Below are 20209 nucleotides of genomic sequence, written 5' to 3'. Positions count from 1 at the left end.
TTAAAAATCGAAGGAAACGCCCATTCGGATTTCTCTTGGCGATCCTAACCAGTCTTCACGCTGGTAATAATTTTCGATAAAACGAGCCGGGAAGAAATTTTCCGGGCTGTTGTTTATCGCATTGAGCACCTGGTTGAATTGCGACGGGTTGGTCGTTTCGTTCAAGCTGCTGAGCGAACTGCCGGTATTCGAGAAGACAAAACGTTCCTGAAGCTGATCGAACAGGTTTTCAACCTGCATAAATATCGAAAACCGTGCACCGCTAAATTTGAAGAATTTTTCCATTTTCATGTCCACAGTGGTGTAAAGCGGACGGCGATCACTGTTTACTTCGAATTCGACAGCCTGGAAATTGGATGGCACAGCCGGCGTGTACGGCGTTCCGGTTTGCAATTTGCCAATCGCGCTGACCGCCCAATTGCCGGGATCGCTGAGGGTAAATGTTCCGTTCAGCGTATGGGTTCTGTCAAAATCGAGCGGGATAAATTTTTGCTCGGTCTGGCGACCGGTGCGGGTATCCACCGCCAAAGCCAAGGGATCGTCATAAGCACCTTCGCCAATTTGGTAAGTATAATCCAGCGTTGCGGCAAACGGGCTGCCCGGCGAACGCCGTTTCAGGAATGCAACGGTAAATCCTTTTACGCTGGCATAACTGATGTTGGTGATAACGTTGAATTCGCGAGTTGCGGCAACTTCACCGGCAACCACACGACGGCTTTGGATGAGATCGTTAACATCTTTGTAAAATACTGTTAAGTCTATCTTTATGTCTTCTGTAAACTGCTGCTGCAAACCCATTTCGTATTGGATGCTGCGCTGCGGTTCCAAATTCGGATTGCCAAATGACGGTGCAAAAATAAAGTTTCCGTCTACAAATCTGGGGTTGGCGTAAATGTTCCGGAACGTTGGGTTCTGGAAAAAGAAGCCGTAAGAAAAGCGAATAATACCTTCAGATGTAATCGGGAAACTGAGACTGACCCGAGGGCTGAAACGGTGTTTTGCTTCTGCTTTTTTCAGCAAAGATGGATCGCCAACACCGGCGGGATTATCCACAGAACCGGCCAGATCGGGATTGTAATTGGCATAAGTGTTCAAATATTCGTATCGCAAACCGGCGTTCAGAATGAATTTTTCCGCAAGTTCCATTTTGTCCAAAACATAAAGTGCAGCTTGCACGGGTTCGCGAACGTATTCAGCATAGCTCAAATTGTCCGGGTCGTAATTTTCATCCGGCACCACAAATTTTCCGGATGCATTATCAAAAATCAGACTGTAGGACAACAAATCGAGCCGGTGTTGGGCAATTTCGCCACCGACTTTTATTTCGTGTTTGGGGTGAATCTGGTTCACAACATCCAGTTTTGCCAAAACGGAACGGGATTTTTCAGTTGTGCGCCCCAACGCCGTGCCGCCGATAAAAATATCCGTTTGCGGTAAAATCAGTTGGTTGATATCGTTGTCAGGTGGCGGAATATAACCCGGATCATTGGCATCGTCAAAAACCATTGTCCGTGCTTTATTATTGTTTACACCCAATTTCAATGTATAAAACAAAGTTTTGCTGAGTGTGTGGGTCATGCCAATTGAATGGCTGGTGTTCTGCGATTTGGTTCGCGGGCGACCGTCTGGCGTAAACCGGTACGACCGGAAACTGCCATAAGACGTCCCGTCATCGAAAATCACGTCGTATGTTAACTTAAGATTATTCAACGGCTTAAATGTCAACTTACCGGTCATATTTACGGCTTCGCGTGTTACCATCGGCACTATCTCGCGGTCACCGCTGGCACCTCTGCGCGATGTGTCCGCCGAAACGGTTACAACACCGCTGGCATCGCGACCGAATTCCAGACCAAACGGGTCAACATTAAACTGGCTACCGTTGATGCGCAGCAAATCTTCCGGATTATACACCCGGATGCCATACAAATGACCTTTATCATTTTGATAAACGCCGGAAGTGAAAAATGTCAATTTATCGCCAAAGCCCGGCACAGGACCACTAACCGTCCACTCGGCTCGCTGATTGTTCAGCGGATCAACATCATCTATATTAAAAAATATTTCTTCGCGACTGCTAATATTATCACCGGTCCAGCCTTTCAGCGAGGCTTTAATTTTGTTGCCGCCATCTTTGGTCACAAAATTGATCACACCGCTGAGTGCATTTCCATATTCCGCGCTAAAAGTACCGGCGGAAACCGAAACTTCCTCGATGGCATTGGTTGCAATACCCACACCCTGCGAGTTACCGAACGGATTATTGATGGAAAGACCGTTAACCTGGAAAGCAACTTCGTTGGATCGACCACCACGAATGTGCAATGATCCGTCGTTATCTTCCACAATACCGGCTTGCAGGGCGATAACATCCCGCAATTGGTCAACCGGCAGCGATTCCACAGTTTCGGAAGTAATAGCGACCTGAGTGTTTGTTAAATCCTGTCGTACGAGAGGATTACGCTCTCCCACAACGTCCACAGCTTCGCCTTCTACGGTTGTCGGTGCAATGGATTGATTCACGCGAGTCGTAAAGTCCACATTCACCCGGACATCTTTAACACGAATCGATTGATATCCAAGAAAGCTGATTTCTACATTATATAGACCCGGCGGCACATTCAGGATAATATAAATACCGTCAGCATCGGTTGCGGCACCGAGGGCTGTACCTTCAACCTGAATATTTACCCCAGGCAAACCTTCACCGGTGGATGCATCTGTAATTCTACCGGAAATTTTACCGGTCGTACCGGCAAACGCCAGTGATGCAATTATCCAACTGAGTAGCAAAGTAAAAATACGCTGTCTGTGTTGGCGCATACGCAAATACCTTAAATATTTTATTTATGAGTGGGAATTAAATCCTGACTTCTGAATACACGATGAAGCGGATTTTCGATTTATCTGTGTGGAACTCAAAAACGTCCAAATAATAGTTCAGAAATTCAGTTACTATTATTTTTCCTGCCTGAGCAGGTGGGCGGCGGCCGTTTCGGCTTGTAAAAACATTGCTCGAACAATGTTCCTATTTAGTTTACATCATCAATTATGAATTTAGTAGAGTTAAACTTTTTTGTCAAGAACCAATTTTGGGCATTCTGTATAATAACAGGTTAATAAGATATCAAAATAACACCAAAAGCACAAATTTCCTACTTTTCACGGTAAAAAAATATAATTACTCAAAAAAACGCTTGACATTTTTCGGGATTTTTTATTAATGTCGGTTTATTATTGGGCTACGGAACACATTGTTTTTTTTCTCGTTATTAATAAGATAATATTTTTTTATCTCTGTAAATATTACTTAAATTGTCTTTTGCTGTTTAATTAATGAAATTTACATCTTTTCTAAAGCATCATCTTAAACCCAAATTAAAAGGAGGGCAGTGTATGCCAAACAACATTACAAAGGGAATTATTTTTCTGATATTCATGATTTTCAGCAGTGCAACATTTGTAATCGCACAACCGGCTGATGGCGAAAATGAATTCAGGCTCGCCACTGCAAACCCGCACACTTTAGGTGGTGACACTTTAACCAGCGATGCCGGACGCGGCATGTGGGTTGCGCAAAACCCGGATTTGGACAACGACGGACTGCCAGAACTCATCGTTACCGAATACACCAAAGGCGGACGAGTATTTGTTTACGAAATGGTTGGCGATAACCAGCTCGAATTTGTGTGGGCATCGCCAGCACTCGATCCTGTCCGCGCGGGCGGCGGCTCTACTCCGCGCATGGTTACCACTGGGCGATTTTGACAACAACGGTATGCAGGAAATTATTTTCCCCATCGGTTATTCATCAACCGATAGTTTGGATGTTGCCAATCGCGGTATCTATTTTTACGAATTTACCGGTATGGATAACGACTACGGAACCGAGCCGGCTTTTAAACTGACCTACGAATCGATTGATTCCGCGTTCGCAGTTATCAGCACCGGTCGGACAGAAAACGGTATTCGCGTTCAAGATATTGATGGCGATGGCAAAAGCGAGCTGCTTTTCCCGCCGCGCTCTTTCGATTTTTCTGTTGCAAAACTGTATATTCTCGAAGTTGAATCCGGCACATTTTCCGGCGGCGATGCAAATATCGTCAATGAATATACCTACGAAGGAATGGTTCAACCCCCTGCAACATTCCCGGATGGCTATGTCCCTGTCGGCACAGAAATCGGCGATGTTGACGCTGACGGATTCGATGAAATTATTGTTGCCGGATGGACAAACCTCTCCCAAGGCGCAGGCATCGGTTTTATTCAAATCGATGGCGAAGACACTTACACACCCGGTAGTGTTGTTCCGCTTGCTACTTTCAACGCATTTAACGTAAAAGCGAAACCCATTTTCACAACAGTAAACGGCGCACCTGCGGTATATCTGCACGGCGGTGCCGGTGCTGATGCCAGAATGTGGGTCATCGAAGGTCTGTTCTCCGATGCATTTGTCACCGAATCCGACATCAAAGAAATTTTCGTCGGGGATATTGGTATTTACAGCACATGGGCAATGGGCGATCAGGATCACCCGACCAGCAGCAGCGGCGACGGACTGGATTTCTACATCGGAAATGGCGGCAGGGTTCTGGACGTTGAATATGACGGTTCCGGGGACATTACATTGCCCGGCAGCTACACTGTAAAACAAATCTACAACCTGTCGGATGTTTACACCAGCATCGGCGGCTTGTTCAACGACTTTTTTGCTGCACCCGGAATGGATTTGGATAACGACGGTTTGCGGGATTTTGTTGGTGCTTACAAAGGCAGCACAATAGATTCTACCGTAAACGCCGATGGCGACACTATTTCGTTAGCCAGAGACGGTTATCACCTGTATTTCTTTGAATGGGGTGATTCCACAATGTCCGATCCGCTGGCTGTTAAGCCGTTCGAAATCATCACTCCGGATAATTATGAATTGTCGCAAAACTATCCGAACCCGTTCAACCCGACAACGAGCATCGCTTTCACATTGCCGATCAACAAAAAAGTAAGCCTGACCATTTACAATACTTTGGGTCAGGAAGTACGTTCACTGATCAACAATGAAGAATATTCAGCCGGTTCCCACACCCTTCAGTGGGATGCCCGCGATAACAATGGTCAAAAGGTTGCCAGCGGTGTTTACATTTACCAATTGAAATTTGGTAATTTTGCCAAATCCATGCGTATGACCTTAGTTCGTTAATCTACCCGGCAACACTCTTTCTTAATCGAGCAAATTTATTAAAAGAGTGCCATGTTTTTGATATGGCACTCTTTTTAAATATTCAAATCCTGTAACAAACCACGGAGGCCGAAGTGATGCGCCAAAAGTTACTTGTCAGTATATTTGTTACATTTTTTTCTGTGTCGCTGTTTGCCCAGACTGATACCTGGATGACCGAATATGTGGTTCTCGATGATGCCGCAAACGGTACAGGCTATCAAACTTCCAGCGTTGCTGCAATTGGTGCCAATCGTTTTGTCGCGCTGGTAACCGAAGATCCGATCGGTCCTACCGAGCCGTTTATCTTTAACGTTGATGGCAATTATCTGGTTGGATACTGGGATGCAGATTCCGTTAACGGACGGGTTCCTTCGCCCATTGGTGGGCAACAAACTTCACCACTATATCAGACAGGTGGACAATTTACCGACTGGACCTCCGGGCTGGATCAGGTAACATTAGCCGGTGCATGGCAAATTGCCAGCGGCGGACCGAACAGCTTTATTTATGTCGCGAATAACGACAACGACCACAATATTCTGGTTTTCGAACTGACCGGTACCGGTTTGGTTTCAACCGATTACCGGATGATCACCGGCACCGAGAACATTTTCGCCATCGAAGTTGATGACAACGGTTATGTTTACGTTGCAGATTTTATTGGCTCAGATGCCAAAACTGACGAGATCAAGATTTTCAAACCGATCGGAGCAGCCGGAACCACTTGGGGCGATGCATTTGTTCACAACGATGCACCGGTTTCCACCATCGATTTACCCGAAGGCAGATACATGGGCTTAACCGTAAGCGGCGATGGCACCCAGGTTTTTGTCAGCAAATCCGATAGCTATTCAATTTTAAAAGCAGTTGGCGATCCCGAAAACGGATACACAGAAGATACCATTTTCGAACGCCAATTATCCGAGTCGGATACCATTGGTATCGGGCAACGCGTTACATATTTGGGGCTGGCATATTTGAATGAGCCTCCCTCCCTTTATGCAGCTGTTGACAGCTTTATTTATAGTGGCGGATCCGGTGGATATCGGTATGGACGTTTACACCGCATCGATCCGGAGTTTGGTTGGGTAGTCGATTCTGTTGATATTGCAGAGTGGAATTTAATCCGCACCGGCGATTATTCCTCCGGTTCCGGCGATGGCCGTGCCGGTGGCTACACCTCGGTTTGCGATGTGGATATTGATGAACTCAGCCAAGCTGCATTCACCCAAACTTATTACGGCTGGGCAGTTGAAAAATGGTTTTACGACGGATTTTTGGTGGGTGTTGAACCGGTTTCCAACACGGTTCCGGAAAATTTCCATTTGAAACAGAACTATCCCAACCCGTTCAACCCGTCTACAACCATCGAATTTGATTTGCAGGAATCCGCATTTGTGACGCTGGAAATTTACAACGTTGTCGGGCAAAAAGTCCGCACGCTGGTTAAAGAGCAGCTTCAACCCGGAACTTACAAATCCCTTTTTGATGCACAAGGATTGCCTTCCGGCAACTATTTTTACAAGCTCACTGCAGGCGATTTTACCGCCACAAGTCAAATGTCACTCACGAAGTAAATTTCTGTTAACTTCAATTTTTACATAACTTACGGTCATCAGGAAAGAACATCCTGATGACCGGGTTTATAAATTACTATCCTATAAGAGGAGAATTGCTTATGAAATGGAAGTTACTCGCCAGTGTAATTGTTACTGTGGTTTTCTCTGTTTTTTTGATGAATCAGACTGCATTAGCCAATGTATTTGCATCGCAAATAAAAATCACCAACCCGGACGACAGCCCGTTTGATGGCGATTTTTCGGATGGCAGCGTTGCAAAAATATCATACTATTTGAATGACGGCGCATCGGTTGTTACAGTAACCATCATCGATGTCGCCACAGGCAATACAGTTGCGACAATTGATGGCGGCGCCAGCGCCAACGGCTTGAACAGCGTTGAATGGGATGGTACCGGCGCAACTGCCAATTCCCAATACGTTGTGCAAGTTTATACCGAACAGGCAAATTACTCTACAACAGATTGGACCATGTTTTTTGATTCCGGTCCGATCAGCATTTATACCCGTGGTGTTGCTGTAAACAGAAATCAGAGTGACAGCAATTTCGGGATGATTTTCACATCAAATGACGGTGGACCGATTGGAACGGGAATCGCTATTTATAATCCCGATGGCTCCAACGCCGATCCGTATCTCGTTGCGGCAGACCAAGCCAATGGCGGCACAGTCAATTACGGCACAGATGCGCCGTTATTTGCAGAACTCGACTGGCAAGGTCGCGTTTGGGTAACGCTGAAAGATCTCGGTCAGGTGATGCGCATCAATCGCGATTACAGCACACAGGTTGTTATCGACGGCTTATCCTTCCCTACAGGATTTTATTTGACCGGCGAGGGCGAAGATTTCACGATTTATGTATCTGCAAATAACCAGATTTTGCGCGGAAACATCGGCACTGCCGATACCTTCGATCCGGCAAGTTTGGAAGTGGTCGCAGAATTCAGCACCACCTTCCCGCGCCAAATTATGCTGGATGATGACGGTGCAATGTATGTTACCCTTCGCCAGTCCATCGACCTCGGGTCGGATGGCAACGGCATTCGCAAATACGATATTTCGGGCACGCTGCCGGTAACCGATAACGATGCATCGTGGTTTTTATCCGCAGAAAAAACCTTTATTGCCAACGATTTGCTGCTCGATAGCGGCGACGACCCGAACAGCTCCGCAGATGATATTCTCTATTATTGCACCCGCGCCGGCAGCGGTTTCGATCAGGATGGCATCTGGCGGGTGGACGACATCAACGGCTTTTTCCCGGACACTATTCGCATTGCGACTGAAAACATGTTTTACGGTGGCGATGAAAATGTAAACGCCCGCTCAACCATCGATTTCGATGCTGCCGGGAACATTGTGTTCATGGAAAATTCCAACGAACATTCCTTTTTTATTTCACCTCCCGGCGATGGCGCAAACAACAGTTTCACAACAACAGCACCGGATACCTTCACAGTTACCGGCGTGATTACCGGAATTGAGCACAACAACGGCGTCATCCCGATGGCAACCGCTTTGCAGGATAATTACCCGAACCCGTTCAACCCAAGCACAGTGATTCCGTTTGACCTGCGGGAAAACACATTCGTAACCCTGAATGTTTACGACATGTTAGGTCGCAAAGTGGCGACGCTGGTAAACGGTCAACTCGGTGCCGGATCCTACAAAGTGGATTTTGACGCAGCAAACCTGCCGAGTGGATATTACATTTACGATTTGAAAGCGGGCAATTTTTCAGCTTCGAAAAAAATGCTGCTAACAAAATAAATTCAGTTCATTTTTTAAATAAAAAAACCTCCGGAAAATCAACTTTCCGGAGGTTTTTTTTGGCTTCAAATATAAAGTGTGAAATAAGATTCTTGCCTATAGTAATCCAACTAAACGATTAAATTTAATCAGCCGGCAAACCTATTGTTGACCAATCGCAAACAGCGTTGTGCGGCTGGCGATATACATCACGCCATTGTGAAATGTGGGTGTCGAATAAACAGCGCTGCCCATATTTATTTCTGTGATCAACTCTTTCGTTTTTGCAGCTTTCAGCACAGCGATGTCACCATCTTCATCACCGATATATACTTTGCCATCAGCAATTACCGGCGATCCCCACACGGCGGCAAACACGTCGTAAGTCCAATAATGTTGACCGGTTGCGGCATCGAGACAGTACAAGAATCCGCTCAAATCCGTGATAAACAGCAGCCCGCTTTCGATTGCGGCGGTGGACATCGTCCGGTGAAAATCTTCGCCGCTGCGATGCCAGATGACCGCCGTTTCGGTGATGTCGCCCTTTTGGGTAGCATCGATGACCCAAAAATGCCCCGGCGCTTCGCCATGTTCGGGATCTTGTCCGACGCCCAGATACACCCGGTTGTCATAAATAACCGGCGTGGAAATGATGTTGTTTTTGGTTCCCGCACCGCCCAATTCCCAAACGGCTTCTGCCGGATTGCAGTTAAATTTCCAGATCAGCTCGCCGGTTTCGGGCACAAAACTGTACAGCCAGCCATCGCCGCCGGCAAAAACCACCTGCGGTTGTCCGTTCACGAGGCCATACGAAGGGTTGCTCCATGTGCCGTGCAAAATTTGCTCGCCCGGTGAATTATCTTCCCAAATAACTTCGCCGGTGTTTTTGTTGACCGCCAAAAAGCTCGGCGCTGCCGGGGATGGCAACAAAATATGACTTTCATCCACCCCGTTTCCGGTTACGGTGAACAAAATATCGCCGACGATCAACGGACTGCCAGCAGCCAAATTGTGCGGGAAAACGTCCAGTTCGTCAATCATATCCAGTTTCCAGATGATATCCGCATCGATTTCCGATGTGTTTTCTTCATCCTGATACGGTCCGTCATTCTCGCCATCGAGAAAACCTTCGGTGTCCACACACACGATTTCGCAACGATTGGAAACATACCACAATCGTTTGCCCTCAACAAAAGGTGTGGAGCAAATACCCTGCAACGGCCAATCGTTCACCATCCCGGACGGCAATTTTTCATGTGTCGATTGCCAGAGAAATTTCCCTGTTTGCTGATCAAACGCCATAATCACGCCGCGATCCCCTTTCAATTTGGGATTGCGCTCAGCCTCGTTATTGGTGGCGATAAAAATTTTGCCGTCATACGGCAACGCGTTGGTGTATGTTTGCGAGCCTAACTGGGCTGTCCACAAAATATTTTCGCCGGTTTCCGGATCCCACGATACCGGCGCATTGGTTGCGCTCGCAGTCATATTCCGGTTCAGGTCGCCGCCATACATGCGAAAAACGGGGTTTTTATCACCTTTATCATCCGCAATGATTGCGGCGGTGAACATCATCAGTAACAGCATCAATTTCCTGTTTATTTGCATACGAAACCGCTCCTTTAAAAAAATTCGGTTTGATTTATTGCGATTCATTTACTTTCAATAGCTATTTCACGAAGTTGATTTCGCAAGTTATTTTTGCATAACTTTTACATTATCGTAATATACTGTTGCATTCGAGACGCCGTAAATACCCGGTGAACCTTCCGGCGACGGATACGGGTCTTCCGCAACAATGCTCCAGTCCTGCGGTTCCGGCGTATCGCGTTGCCATACTTTTCCTTTAACAATGGCTTTGTCATCCGTATAATCGATGGTCATTTTCATTGTGTACCAGGTGTTCGCTTCAACAGCAAACGGGGTTTGCACGCGAATTCTGTTTTCAGATGTCCACGCCCGTATTTCGATGCGCCCGATTTTTCCCATCAAATCCAGCACGTAGCCATTGCTGACCAATCCCATATCGCCACGGCGGCGTTTATCCTGCGAGGTCATCACATCCGCCTGCAGAATGTATTCTTTCATATCTGACGGTCCCCAGAATATGAAATGGCGTTGGATACCTTTTCCTGCCGGTGGTTTTTCCAGCACTTTGTTCCCGTCAATATCGGCAACGATGTATTTCCCCCCGGGGCTTTTTGCGCTGCTCGCGCCGATCCAATACGGTGGATTTTCTCCGGGCTGATAGGTTTCAAAATTTTGTTCCCACGGCAAATCCGTAAAAACGCGCACTCTGGAAACGCCTTTGAGATCATCCAACGTTGCGGTGATCATCCCTGCGGCGTTGGTTGCACCAGTTGGTGTAAATTCGCCGTTTTTATCGACGGTGCCAATCGGTCCGCTGACCTGCCATTGTGCATCCGCATCGCGGAGATAGCGGCCATTTTCATCATATAATTTGGCTTTCAACTGAACCTGATTGCCGGAGCGAGCCAAAAGTTCTGCCGGAAAAATTTGTAAAAACGCGGCTTTTCCGTTGGCATTTCCGGCAGGTTCATCCACTACTAATACCTCCGGCGGCGTTACCGAAAAAGCGGCATCCGGGTTGCCGATGCAAAATAAACCGGTTTCAGTTGCGAGGTAAACCCGACCGTACGCGATGGCCGGCGAGCCATAAATTTCCGCCATTCGTTTCCCGCCGGGCATTGCTATTTCTACCAAATTCAACGATTTACATTCGCTTCCGGCATCCGCCAAAATGTGGAACCGGCCGTTGGTTTCCGGCACATAAATTTTGCCGTCCGCCCAAACCGGTGATGCTTTTCCGACAGTTCCGAGACTGTATTCCCAAAATTTTTCGCCGGTGGTCGCGTTGAGGGCGTACATGTTTGCGGCGTTATCAATATAATAAATCCGACCGTTTGCCAACAGTGGCGATGTGTAACCGATTTCAGCATCAAAACGCCATATTTCATTGGTTGCGGTGATATCTCCTGTGCCGCTACCGTCGAAGCAAACGATGCGTCCCATTTTTGGCGAATCCAGATTTTCCTCGCCGTGTGCGGCATAAATCCGGTTGCCGTCCACAACAACAGACGCATTCAATCCGCGTTGGCTGAGGTGGAATTCCCATACTTTTTCGCCGGTGCGTGATTGCAGCGCGTAAACAACGCCATCGGCATTTCCGGCGATAAACAATCGTTTACCGTCGATAACTGTTATCACCGGATTGCTGTAAATATTCGGCGCTTTGAACGCTCCACCCGGTGTTGCTGTCCAAATTAATTCTCCGGTATTTTTTTCGAAAGCAAAGTGGCGATGTTTCATCGGTTTTTGATCGCCCCAACCCGCACTAACGAAACCGACGATCACCCGGTTTTCATCGATGACCGGATTGGTTGTGCGTCCGCCATATCCGGTGCGGATGCCAAACTCCTCCACCAATGACCGGTACCAGAGGATTTTCCCGTTTTTATCGAAACAGTGCAAAACACCGCCGCCGCCCATCGCGTAAACATTGCCCGATTCGGGATCGCCGACCATGCTCGCCCAACCGATCCGGTTGAACGGCACGTAAGTATTGCGCACATTGTAGCGATAATCCCACAGCAGTTCGCCGCTTTCGGCGCTGAAGCAGGCAACACGCTCCTGCATGGATACGCCCTCCCCTACTCGCCCGATGACGTAAACACGCCCGTTGAGAATAATCGGGGTTGATCTGCCGGTAAAATCGCCGGTCCAGATCAGGTTTTTGCCATCCTGCGACCATTCGGATACCAGATTTTTTTCATCCGAAACACCGTTCTGATGCTTCCCGCGCCAGCTTGCCCAATCGCCTGCAACAGCGGCTGTAGCGATGAGCAGCAGGCATATGATCAACCCTTTTTGCAAGACATTTCCGGGGAGAGTTTTCTGCATATTTCGCTCCTTTAATTCATGAATAATGATATACTTATGAATATTTCGATTGTCAACTTATTTAATTATATCCGGTAATAAATCACGAAAATCAACAGCGCGATGATGATCAACAGCAACAGGAAACCGCATCCGGCGCCGCTACCGGATTTCTTTTTTTCACCACCGGATTTTCCTTTTCCGCCACCCAGAATTGCGGCACCAAATAACGCTTCATCTTCTTCGCTATAACTTGGCATAGCACACCCATTGCTGCCGTAGACTGATGGTATCATATAAAATCTCCGGTATTTACAACATATTAGAGGTAAATTTCTTACGGTTCAAGGTGTTTTTTTGTTTGCAAATTCTCTGTAAAAAACAACCGTCATATATTCCGGGCATTGCCGAACGCCTTTCATTGCATCTTGTTTCAGCCGGTATAATTTGTTACATTTAGCGTTTTCTAAGGCTAATTTATTATTTCGAATGATCACAGGGAGTTGAATATGGCGGATCACACTTCAAATCCGTTATCCAGTAACAACGCAGGTAAAGAAATTACACCGGTTACGAACTTTATACGAAACATCGTTGAAGAAGATCTGAAAAATGGCAAAAACGGCGGACGGGTGCACACCCGGTTTCCCCCGGAACCGAACGGTTATTTGCATATCGGGCACGCAAAATCGATCTGCCTGAATTTCGGACTGGCACGCGATTACAACGGCAAATACAACCTGCGCTTCGATGATACCAATCCCGTAAAAGAAGAGCAGGAATATGTAGATTCCATCAAATATGACGTTCGCTGGTTAGGTTTTGATTGGGAAGATCGCGAATATTACGCATCGGATTATTTTGATCAACTGTATGATTTGGCAATTGTATTGATCAAAGCCGGCAAAGCGTATGTGGATGATCAAACCGCAGACGAAATTCGCGAAACGCGCGGCACACTCACCCAGCCGGGCACCGACAGCCCGTATCGCAACCGCAGCGTTGCGGAAAACCTGGATTTGTTCGAACGCATGCGCGACGGGGAATTTCCGGACGGCTCGAAAGTGCTTCGCGCAAAAATCGACATGGCATCGCCGAACATCAATTTTCGCGATCCGGTGATGTATCGCATTTTGCACGCATCTCACCACCGCACCGGCGACAAATGGAATATTTATCCGATGTACGACTGGGCGCACGGTCAATCGGATGCGATTGAAGGCATCACCCACTCCATCTGCACATTGGAATTTGAAATTCACCGCCCGCTCTACGACTGGTTTTTGGAGCAACTGGACATCGGTAATCCCCGCCAAATTGAGTTTGCCCGGCTGAGCCTTAGCTACACCGTGATGAGCAAGCGTAAGTTACTGCAACTCGTTCAGGAACAACATGTTAATGGCTGGGATGATCCCCGGATGCCCACCCTTTCCGGGATGCGCCGCCGCGGCTTTACACCCAAAGCCATCCGCGATTTTTGCGATGCCATCGGCGTTACCCGCGCGGACAGCATGGTGGAATATGAGCAACTGGAGTATTGGGTTCGCGAAGATCTGAACAAAATTGCCACCCGCACAATGGTGGTTTTGGACCCCATAAAACTGGTGATCGATAACTGGCCGGACGACCAGGTGCAATGGCTGACCGCGGAAAATAATCCCGAAGATCAGGAGGCTGGAACGCGTTTGGTGCCGTTCGGAAAAGAGCTGTTTATCGAACGGGACGATTTTATGGAAATCCCCGCCAAAAAATATTTCCGGCTGGCACCGGGAATGGAAGTCCGGTTGAAACATGCTTATTACGTGGTTTGCACCGGTTTCAAAAAAGATGCGGATGGCAACGTAACCGAAGTCCACTGCACTTACGATCCCGCGACACGGGGCGGATGGTCCGATGATGGTCGCAAAGTAAAAGGCACGCTGCACTGGGTGAGCGCGGAACACGCCATCGATGCCGAAGTGCGCCTGTACGACCACCTGTTTACCGAAGTTGATCCGGGAAATTTGCCGGATGGCAAATCGTTTTTGGACGCGATCAATCCCGATTCGCTGCGGGTGGTAAACGCAAAAGCCGAACCGTCGCTGGCGGAAGTAAATCCCGGCGATCACTTCCAGTTTTTGCGGCATGCCTATTTTAGCGTCGATCCAGACAGCAAACCGGGGAAACCAGTTTACAATCGCACCGTCGAGCTGAAAAGTTCGTGGAAAAAAATCGTCAAACAATCCTGATACGCGTTTGGAAGAATTCATCAACCAACTAACTATTTTTGCCCGTGAGAATACGATGTATGCTTACGGGCTGTTGTTTATCAGCGCGTTCATCGAGAATATTTTTCCGCCGATTCCCGGCGATACGGTTACACTTGTTGGAGCGTATTTTGTGGGAACCGGCAGCCTGAGCTTCATCGGCGTTTTGATCGGCACTACTGCCGGAAGCGTGCTGGGATTTTTGGCGCTGTTTGTGCTCGCAGCCCGATCCAGCGATTTTATCATGAATAAACATCGCAACAAATGGATCGATCCCCGCAAAATTGTGAAAGTGAATAACCTGTTCGAAAAATATGGATACTGGATTATTCTGGCGAACCGTTTTTTATCCGGCATTCGTTCGGTAATTTCATTATCTGCCGGATTATCGAAACTTAACGTTATTTACGTTGCTGCGCTCGCAACCATCAGCGCGCTCATCTGGAATGGGACAATCATTTATCTCGGTGCGTTCATCGGGAAAAGCTGGCAGGAAATTCAGCAATTTCTGGATATTTACAACCAGGTTGTTGTTGGTATTTTGCTGACAATCGGCGTGATTGCCGGTATTGTTTTTTTCATTCGCCGCAATCGCAAAAGGGCATCGGACAGCAATTAGAAATCAAATACAGGACAAAAAAATGACATCAGTACGAACACGTTTCGCACCCAGCCCAACCGGATATTTGCACGTTGGCGGGCTGCGTACCGCATTATTCAACTATCTGCTTGCCAAACATCACGGCGGCCAATATTTGTTACGGATCGAAGATACCGATCAAAATCGCAAAGTGGAAGGCGCAGTCGAAAACCTGATTTCCAGCCTCAAATGGGCGGGTTTGCAACACGATGAAGGCCCGGATGTCGGCGGCGATTTTGGTCCGTATGTGCAATCGCAGCGCACTGAAATTTACCGCGATCACGCCATGCAATTGCTGAAAAACGGACACGCCTACTACTGTTTTTGCACCCCGGATGAGTTGGAAGCGATGCGCGAACGGCAAATGGCAAATGGCGAAACGGCGCGTTACGACGGCACCTGGCGGGATCGCGATGTTGCGGAAATCCGTGCTAAACTTGATGACGGCACACCGCACGTTATCCGGTTGAAAATGCCAAACGATGGCGAAACGGTTTTCACTGATTTGATTCGCGGCGAAGTTCGCGTGCAAAATGAATTGGTGGATGATCAGGTGCTGCTGAAATCCGACGGCTTCCCGACCTACCATCTCGCCAATGTGGTGGACGATCATTTGATGGGCATAACTCACGTTATTCGTGGAGAAGAGTGGCTACTGAGCGTCCCGAAACATTTGCAATTGTATAAAGCATTTGGTTGGGATGCGCCCAAAATGGCGCATCTGCCGCTGCTGCTTAATCAGGATCGCACCAAATTGAGCAAACGGCAGGGCGATGTTGCAGTGGAAGATTATATCGCCAAAGGCTATTTGCCCGAAGCGCTGATTAATTTTGTGGCGCTGCTCGGCTGGAATCCCGGCACTGATGAGGAATTCTTCTCGATGACGCAGTTGGCGGAGCTGTTTTCGCTGGATCGTGTCAACAAATCCGGTGCGGTGTTTGATACTGATAAACTCAATTGGATGAACGGCAATTACATTCGCCAAATGGACGAAGCAAGCCTCGTGGCATTTTTGACACCGTTTTTGGCGAACGCCGGCGCAGATGTGAGCGACGCGGCAACAACCGCCAAAATTATCACAGCGGTGCAGAAAAAGATCGACCGCGGTGACCAGATTTTTGAAGCCGCACGAATTTTTTACAAAGATACGCTGGAAATTTCTGATCCCGAAGCGCTGGAAATTTTGCAGCAGGAAACTGCTAAACCGGCGCTGGCGGCTGTGGCTGCCCAAATTGAATCGCTGGATGTGCTAGATAACGATTCTTTTAAAGCGGTGATGAAATCCGTGCAAAAAGAATCCGGCATCAAAGGACCAGGTTTGTGGAAACCGGTGCGGGTTGCGCTCACCGGCGAAGCCTCCGGACCGGAGTTAGCCATCGTGATCGAAGTATTTGGAAAAGAGAAATCGTTGAGTTACATTCGTCAAACACTGGACAAGATTTCGCAGTTGTAATTTCAATTAAATCAACTATTTATTTCACAACAATTGTCGGACGATCGTCAATGAAAACAGCAGTAATTTTAGGCGGCACATCAGCAGAACGCGATGTTTCATTTTCAACGGGTGTGGCAGTCAGCCGCGCACTGCAAAAATGCGGTCACACGGTGCTCGCCATCGACTGCGCCTTCGGCGACAGCTTCATTGACATCGACACAATTGATACATCGCATTTGGTAAAAACCACACCGCCGGATATCGAAAAACGCAAATCGGAGCTGAACCGTAATCTGTTAAAAACGGTTGACCGGCTGCTCGCCGAAAAGGTTGATGTGGTGTTCAACGCGCTGCACGGCGGCTATGGCGAAAACGGGCAAATTCAGGCATTGCTGGATATCGCCGGAATTCCCTACACCGGCAGCGGCACGGTTTCCAGCGCGGTTGGGATGGACAAACATCTCTCCAAAATTTTATTTCGCGCAAACGATGTGCCCACTGCAGACTGGCTTCACCTCACCCGCAAAACGACGGTTTCGCATGAGGCAGTCGAAAAATTGGGGCTACCGTTTGTGGTAAAACCCAACGCGCAGGGTTCAACAGTCGGGCTAACCATTGTTAATGCAATGGATGAATTGGACGCTGCGATACAACTGGCGTTCGAATTTGACGAATCGGTACTGATCGAACAATTCGTTCCTGGAAGGGAATTGACCGTCGCCATTCTCGGCAACCGGACGCTGCCCATCGTGGAAATTGTCCCGAAAAGCGGCATTTACGATTACGAATCGAAATATCAGAGCGGGCGAACGGAATACCACGTTCCGGCGGATTTGCCCGAATCGTTGGCGGCTGCTATTCAGGAAGCCGGATTGCGCACATTTTCGGCGATTCAATGTGCCGGATATGCCCGTGCAGATTTCCGGCTGCGGACAGATGGCACGTTTTCCTGTCTGGAAATTAACACGCTGCCGGGAATGACTGCCACCAGTCTGGTGCCGAAAGCGGCAAAAGCTGCGGGCATCTCGTTCGAAGCATTGATCACCGAAATTATTGACCAGGCATTGGCTGTTTGACATCTCCACCGCTCAATGATTATATTACAGCTGACAAAAAGTGCGGCAGGTGAAGCATGTTGTCACTGAAAATTCTCACCGAAAATCACCATTTCCCACAAACGAAAACGGGCTAACGCATGGAAATATATTACATACGGCTTACCACAATTGTTTCTGCAATATTTTTTGGCGTGATTTTGTTGACTGTCGGGCGGCATATGCGAGTGCCTGCAATTGTGCCGTTGCTCGTCGGTGGAATTTTGCTGGGACCTGAATTTGTCGGATTGATCAACACCGATTCACTGGGTAGCGGGTTGCAAATTATCATCTCTCTGTGTGTTGCGGTTATCTTGTTTGAAGGCGGACTGACCCTGAACCCGGAAGGTTTCAAAAAAGCTTCGCAAGTGATCTGGCGATTGCTGACCTTCGGCGTGCTGATCACCTGGTTTGGCACCGCGGCTGTGGTGTATCTGTTATTTGATTATTCATTTGGGTTATCGATGCTGGCTGGCAGCCTGATAATCGTTACCGGACCAACAGTAATCGCCCCGCTGCTGCAACGGATCAATATAAAAGAAAAGCTCAACGATATTCTGCACTGGGAAGGTGTGCTCATCGATCCGATCGGCGTATTTATTGCAATACTGTGCTTTGAGTGGTTCAACGCGGAAAGTTCACCAATTTCCCATTTTGAGCAATTTAGCTTTCGGGTGCTGATTGGCATCGGTTTTGGGTTGCTCGGCGGGAAAGTTATGCACCTGATGCTCACCAAAAAATGGATTCACGAGGACCAGGGCAATATTTTTGCACTCGCCGGAGCCGTAATTTTATTCGGACTTTCGGATATCGTGCTGCACGAAGCGGGTATTTTAACGGTTGTGGTTGCGGGACTGGTGCTCGGCTGGAGCAAATCGCCGCAGCTCAAACGGATCAAACAGTTCAAATCCGAGTTGACGGATCTGGCGATTGCGTTTCTGTTTATCCTGCTCGCTGCCAATCTCGATTTGCAAAATTTTGTCGATCTCGGCTGGAAAGGTGCGGCAACGCTACTGTGTATCATGCTACTCATTCGACCGTTGGGAATTTTGGTGAGCACATTTGGCACCGATCTCTCCACCCGCGATCGCGCGTTTCTGTCGTGGATCGCACCGCGCGGTATTGTTGCCGGTTCCATGGCGTCACTTTTTGCGCTGGAACTGACGTCAAAAGGATACGTAGAGGGTCCGTTTATCGAAGCGTTTACGTTTAGTGTCATCGGCGTAACCATCTTTATTCAGGGACTTAGCGCCAGAAAAGTTGCAGGATTAATGGGTGTTCGCGAAAAAGAGAAAAACGGCTGGCTGATCGTCGGTGGTCATGCGTTTGCCCGGAAAATTGCGCGTTACATTCGCAAACAGGTGGAAGCAACCTGCATAATTGTGGACACAAATCCCGATGCCGTTCGCGAATCCCGGGCGGAAGATATCACCGCATTTATCGGGAATGCGCTGGAAATTAACACCGTTCCCGATGAAATCCGGTCACGGATCGGCAATGTGCTGGCGCTGACAGATAACCGCGAACTCAATCAACTGATTTGCCTGCGCTGGTCGGAAATCGTCAAAAAAGATCGCCTTTTCCGCTGGACTGGCGATGAAGAGAAAAAAGATTCATTGAGATCAAATATGGGAATTCCGGTTTGGCAGGCGCTTACGAAACCCTCGCAAGTGTCGTATGATTTGCGCAATAAAGAGGCAAATTTGATTTCCCGAACAGCGAATTTGCTAACGCCTGATCAGCTCAGCCAAATGATTCCGCTAATGGCTGCGGAATCCGGTAAAGTCAGCGTTACCGATCTCGATATCGGCACTATGGCGAATGCCAGCTTGCTCGGCTACATTCGGCTGGTTCAGCATTTGCCACTCTTTCTTCAGAAAAAACATATACTTACGATGGAGCACATAGATTCGCTGGAAGCATTGTTGCGGCATGCCTTGAGTATTGCGAAGGAAACCCAACCCGAGTTGAATATTGATCAAATCCTCAAACAATTATTAGCCAGGGAAGACGAAATCCCCACAACCCTCAGCAACGGTGTGGTTATGCCGCACACTCGCTTGACGGATATCCGGCAACCGATCTGCATTTTTGTGCGGCTGCAAAAGGGATTGTTACTGGATGCACACGATCGCAAAAAATCGAGATTGTTTATTATAATGCTGAATCCCGAAAGCGATCCCGAAACCCATTTGCTGATGCTCGCAGATGTTGCCAAAATCGCCTCCGATCCGGAAAGTGTGGATATGTTGCTCAACGCTATTTCGCCGGAGGATGTTCTGGCACAGCTAAAATCGATGGAAAATTTGGTAACCGGCAACTGGCAGCTTCAAAATACATAAAAAAAT

Annotated in this window: 13 protein-coding genes; 9 read left to right on the top strand and 4 right to left on the bottom strand. The window is 47.9% G+C overall.

Annotation, left to right across the window (positions count from 1 at the left end; translation table 11 throughout):
• Complete coding sequence (locus H6629_14385; protein ID MCB9068983.1) at nucleotides 1-2823, bottom strand: TonB-dependent receptor; 2823 nt, start codon at nucleotides 2821-2823, stop codon at nucleotides 1-3.
• A gap of 573 nt (nucleotides 2824-3396) precedes the next feature.
• Between H6629_14385 and H6629_14380 the strand changes: the two genes are divergently transcribed.
• The 4 genes from H6629_14380 to H6629_14365 all read left to right on the top strand — a co-directional run bounded on the left by H6629_14380 (nucleotide 3397) and on the right by H6629_14365 (nucleotide 8567).
• Entirely contained in the window at nucleotides 3397-3768 is a 372-nt protein-coding gene (locus H6629_14380) for a hypothetical protein (protein MCB9068982.1), read from the top strand.
• A complete protein-coding gene (locus H6629_14375; GenBank protein ID MCB9068981.1) occupies nucleotides 3650-5197 on the top strand; it encodes a T9SS type A sorting domain-containing protein in 1548 nt (515 codons plus the stop codon). The genes H6629_14380 and H6629_14375 overlap by 119 nt, the downstream gene beginning before the upstream one ends.
• A gap of 116 nt (nucleotides 5198-5313) precedes the next feature.
• On the top strand, nucleotides 5314-6795 hold the full coding sequence (locus tag H6629_14370; protein ID MCB9068980.1) for a T9SS type A sorting domain-containing protein: 1482 nt from the start codon (nucleotides 5314-5316) through the stop codon (nucleotides 6793-6795).
• 101 nt (nucleotides 6796-6896) lie between these two features.
• Nucleotides 6897-8567 carry a T9SS type A sorting domain-containing protein gene (locus H6629_14365; GenBank protein ID MCB9068979.1) on the top strand — a complete coding sequence of 557 codons (1671 nt, stop codon included), beginning with the start codon at nucleotides 6897-6899 and terminating at the stop codon, nucleotides 8565-8567.
• 141 nt (nucleotides 8568-8708) lie between these two features.
• Here the strand turns inward: H6629_14365 and H6629_14360 are convergent, their stop codons facing one another.
• From H6629_14360 to H6629_14350, 3 genes are all read right to left on the bottom strand, one after another.
• Nucleotides 8709-10154 carry a PQQ-binding-like beta-propeller repeat protein gene (locus H6629_14360; protein MCB9068978.1) on the bottom strand — a complete coding sequence of 482 codons (1446 nt, stop codon included), beginning with the start codon at nucleotides 10152-10154 and terminating at the stop codon, nucleotides 8709-8711.
• Nucleotides 10155-10241: 87 nt separating this feature from the next.
• Nucleotides 10242-12467, bottom strand: a complete 2226-nt coding sequence (locus H6629_14355) for a PQQ-binding-like beta-propeller repeat protein (protein MCB9068977.1) — start codon at nucleotides 12465-12467, stop codon at nucleotides 10242-10244.
• A gap of 65 nt (nucleotides 12468-12532) precedes the next feature.
• Nucleotides 12533-12706 (bottom strand): hypothetical protein, encoded by a 174-nt coding sequence (locus tag H6629_14350; GenBank protein MCB9068976.1) that lies wholly within the window; start codon nucleotides 12704-12706, stop codon nucleotides 12533-12535.
• Nucleotides 12707-12955: 249 nt separating this feature from the next.
• Here H6629_14350 and H6629_14345 point away from each other — a divergent pair, with 249 nt between their 5' ends.
• The 5 genes from H6629_14345 to H6629_14325 all read left to right on the top strand — a co-directional run bounded on the left by H6629_14345 (nucleotide 12956) and on the right by H6629_14325 (nucleotide 20203).
• A complete protein-coding gene (locus tag H6629_14345) occupies nucleotides 12956-14674 on the top strand; it encodes a glutamine--tRNA ligase/YqeY domain fusion protein (GenBank protein ID MCB9068975.1) in 1719 nt (572 codons plus the stop codon).
• 7 nt (nucleotides 14675-14681) lie between these two features.
• Nucleotides 14682-15311: a DedA family protein gene (locus H6629_14340; GenBank protein ID MCB9068974.1), complete on the top strand. Its 630-nt coding sequence runs from the start codon at nucleotides 14682-14684 to the stop codon at nucleotides 15309-15311.
• A 22-nt stretch (nucleotides 15312-15333) separates the two neighbouring features.
• Nucleotides 15334-16785 carry a glutamate--tRNA ligase gene (locus H6629_14335; GenBank protein ID MCB9068973.1) on the top strand — a complete coding sequence of 484 codons (1452 nt, stop codon included), beginning with the start codon at nucleotides 15334-15336 and terminating at the stop codon, nucleotides 16783-16785.
• 50 nt (nucleotides 16786-16835) lie between these two features.
• Nucleotides 16836-17843, top strand: a complete 1008-nt coding sequence (locus H6629_14330) for a D-alanine--D-alanine ligase (protein ID MCB9068972.1) — start codon at nucleotides 16836-16838, stop codon at nucleotides 17841-17843.
• A gap of 119 nt (nucleotides 17844-17962) precedes the next feature.
• On the top strand, nucleotides 17963-20203 hold the full coding sequence (locus tag H6629_14325; protein MCB9068971.1) for a cation:proton antiporter: 2241 nt from the start codon (nucleotides 17963-17965) through the stop codon (nucleotides 20201-20203).
• The last annotated feature ends 6 nt before the right edge of the window (nucleotides 20204-20209 follow it).

It is taken from the genome of Calditrichia bacterium, from assembly GCA_020634975.1.
In the GTDB taxonomy this organism is placed as follows: Bacteria; Calditrichota; Calditrichia; order RBG-13-44-9; family J075; genus JACKAQ01.
The sequence above is the reverse complement of the archived record's forward strand: the minus strand, read 5'-3'. Positions and strand labels throughout refer to the sequence as shown.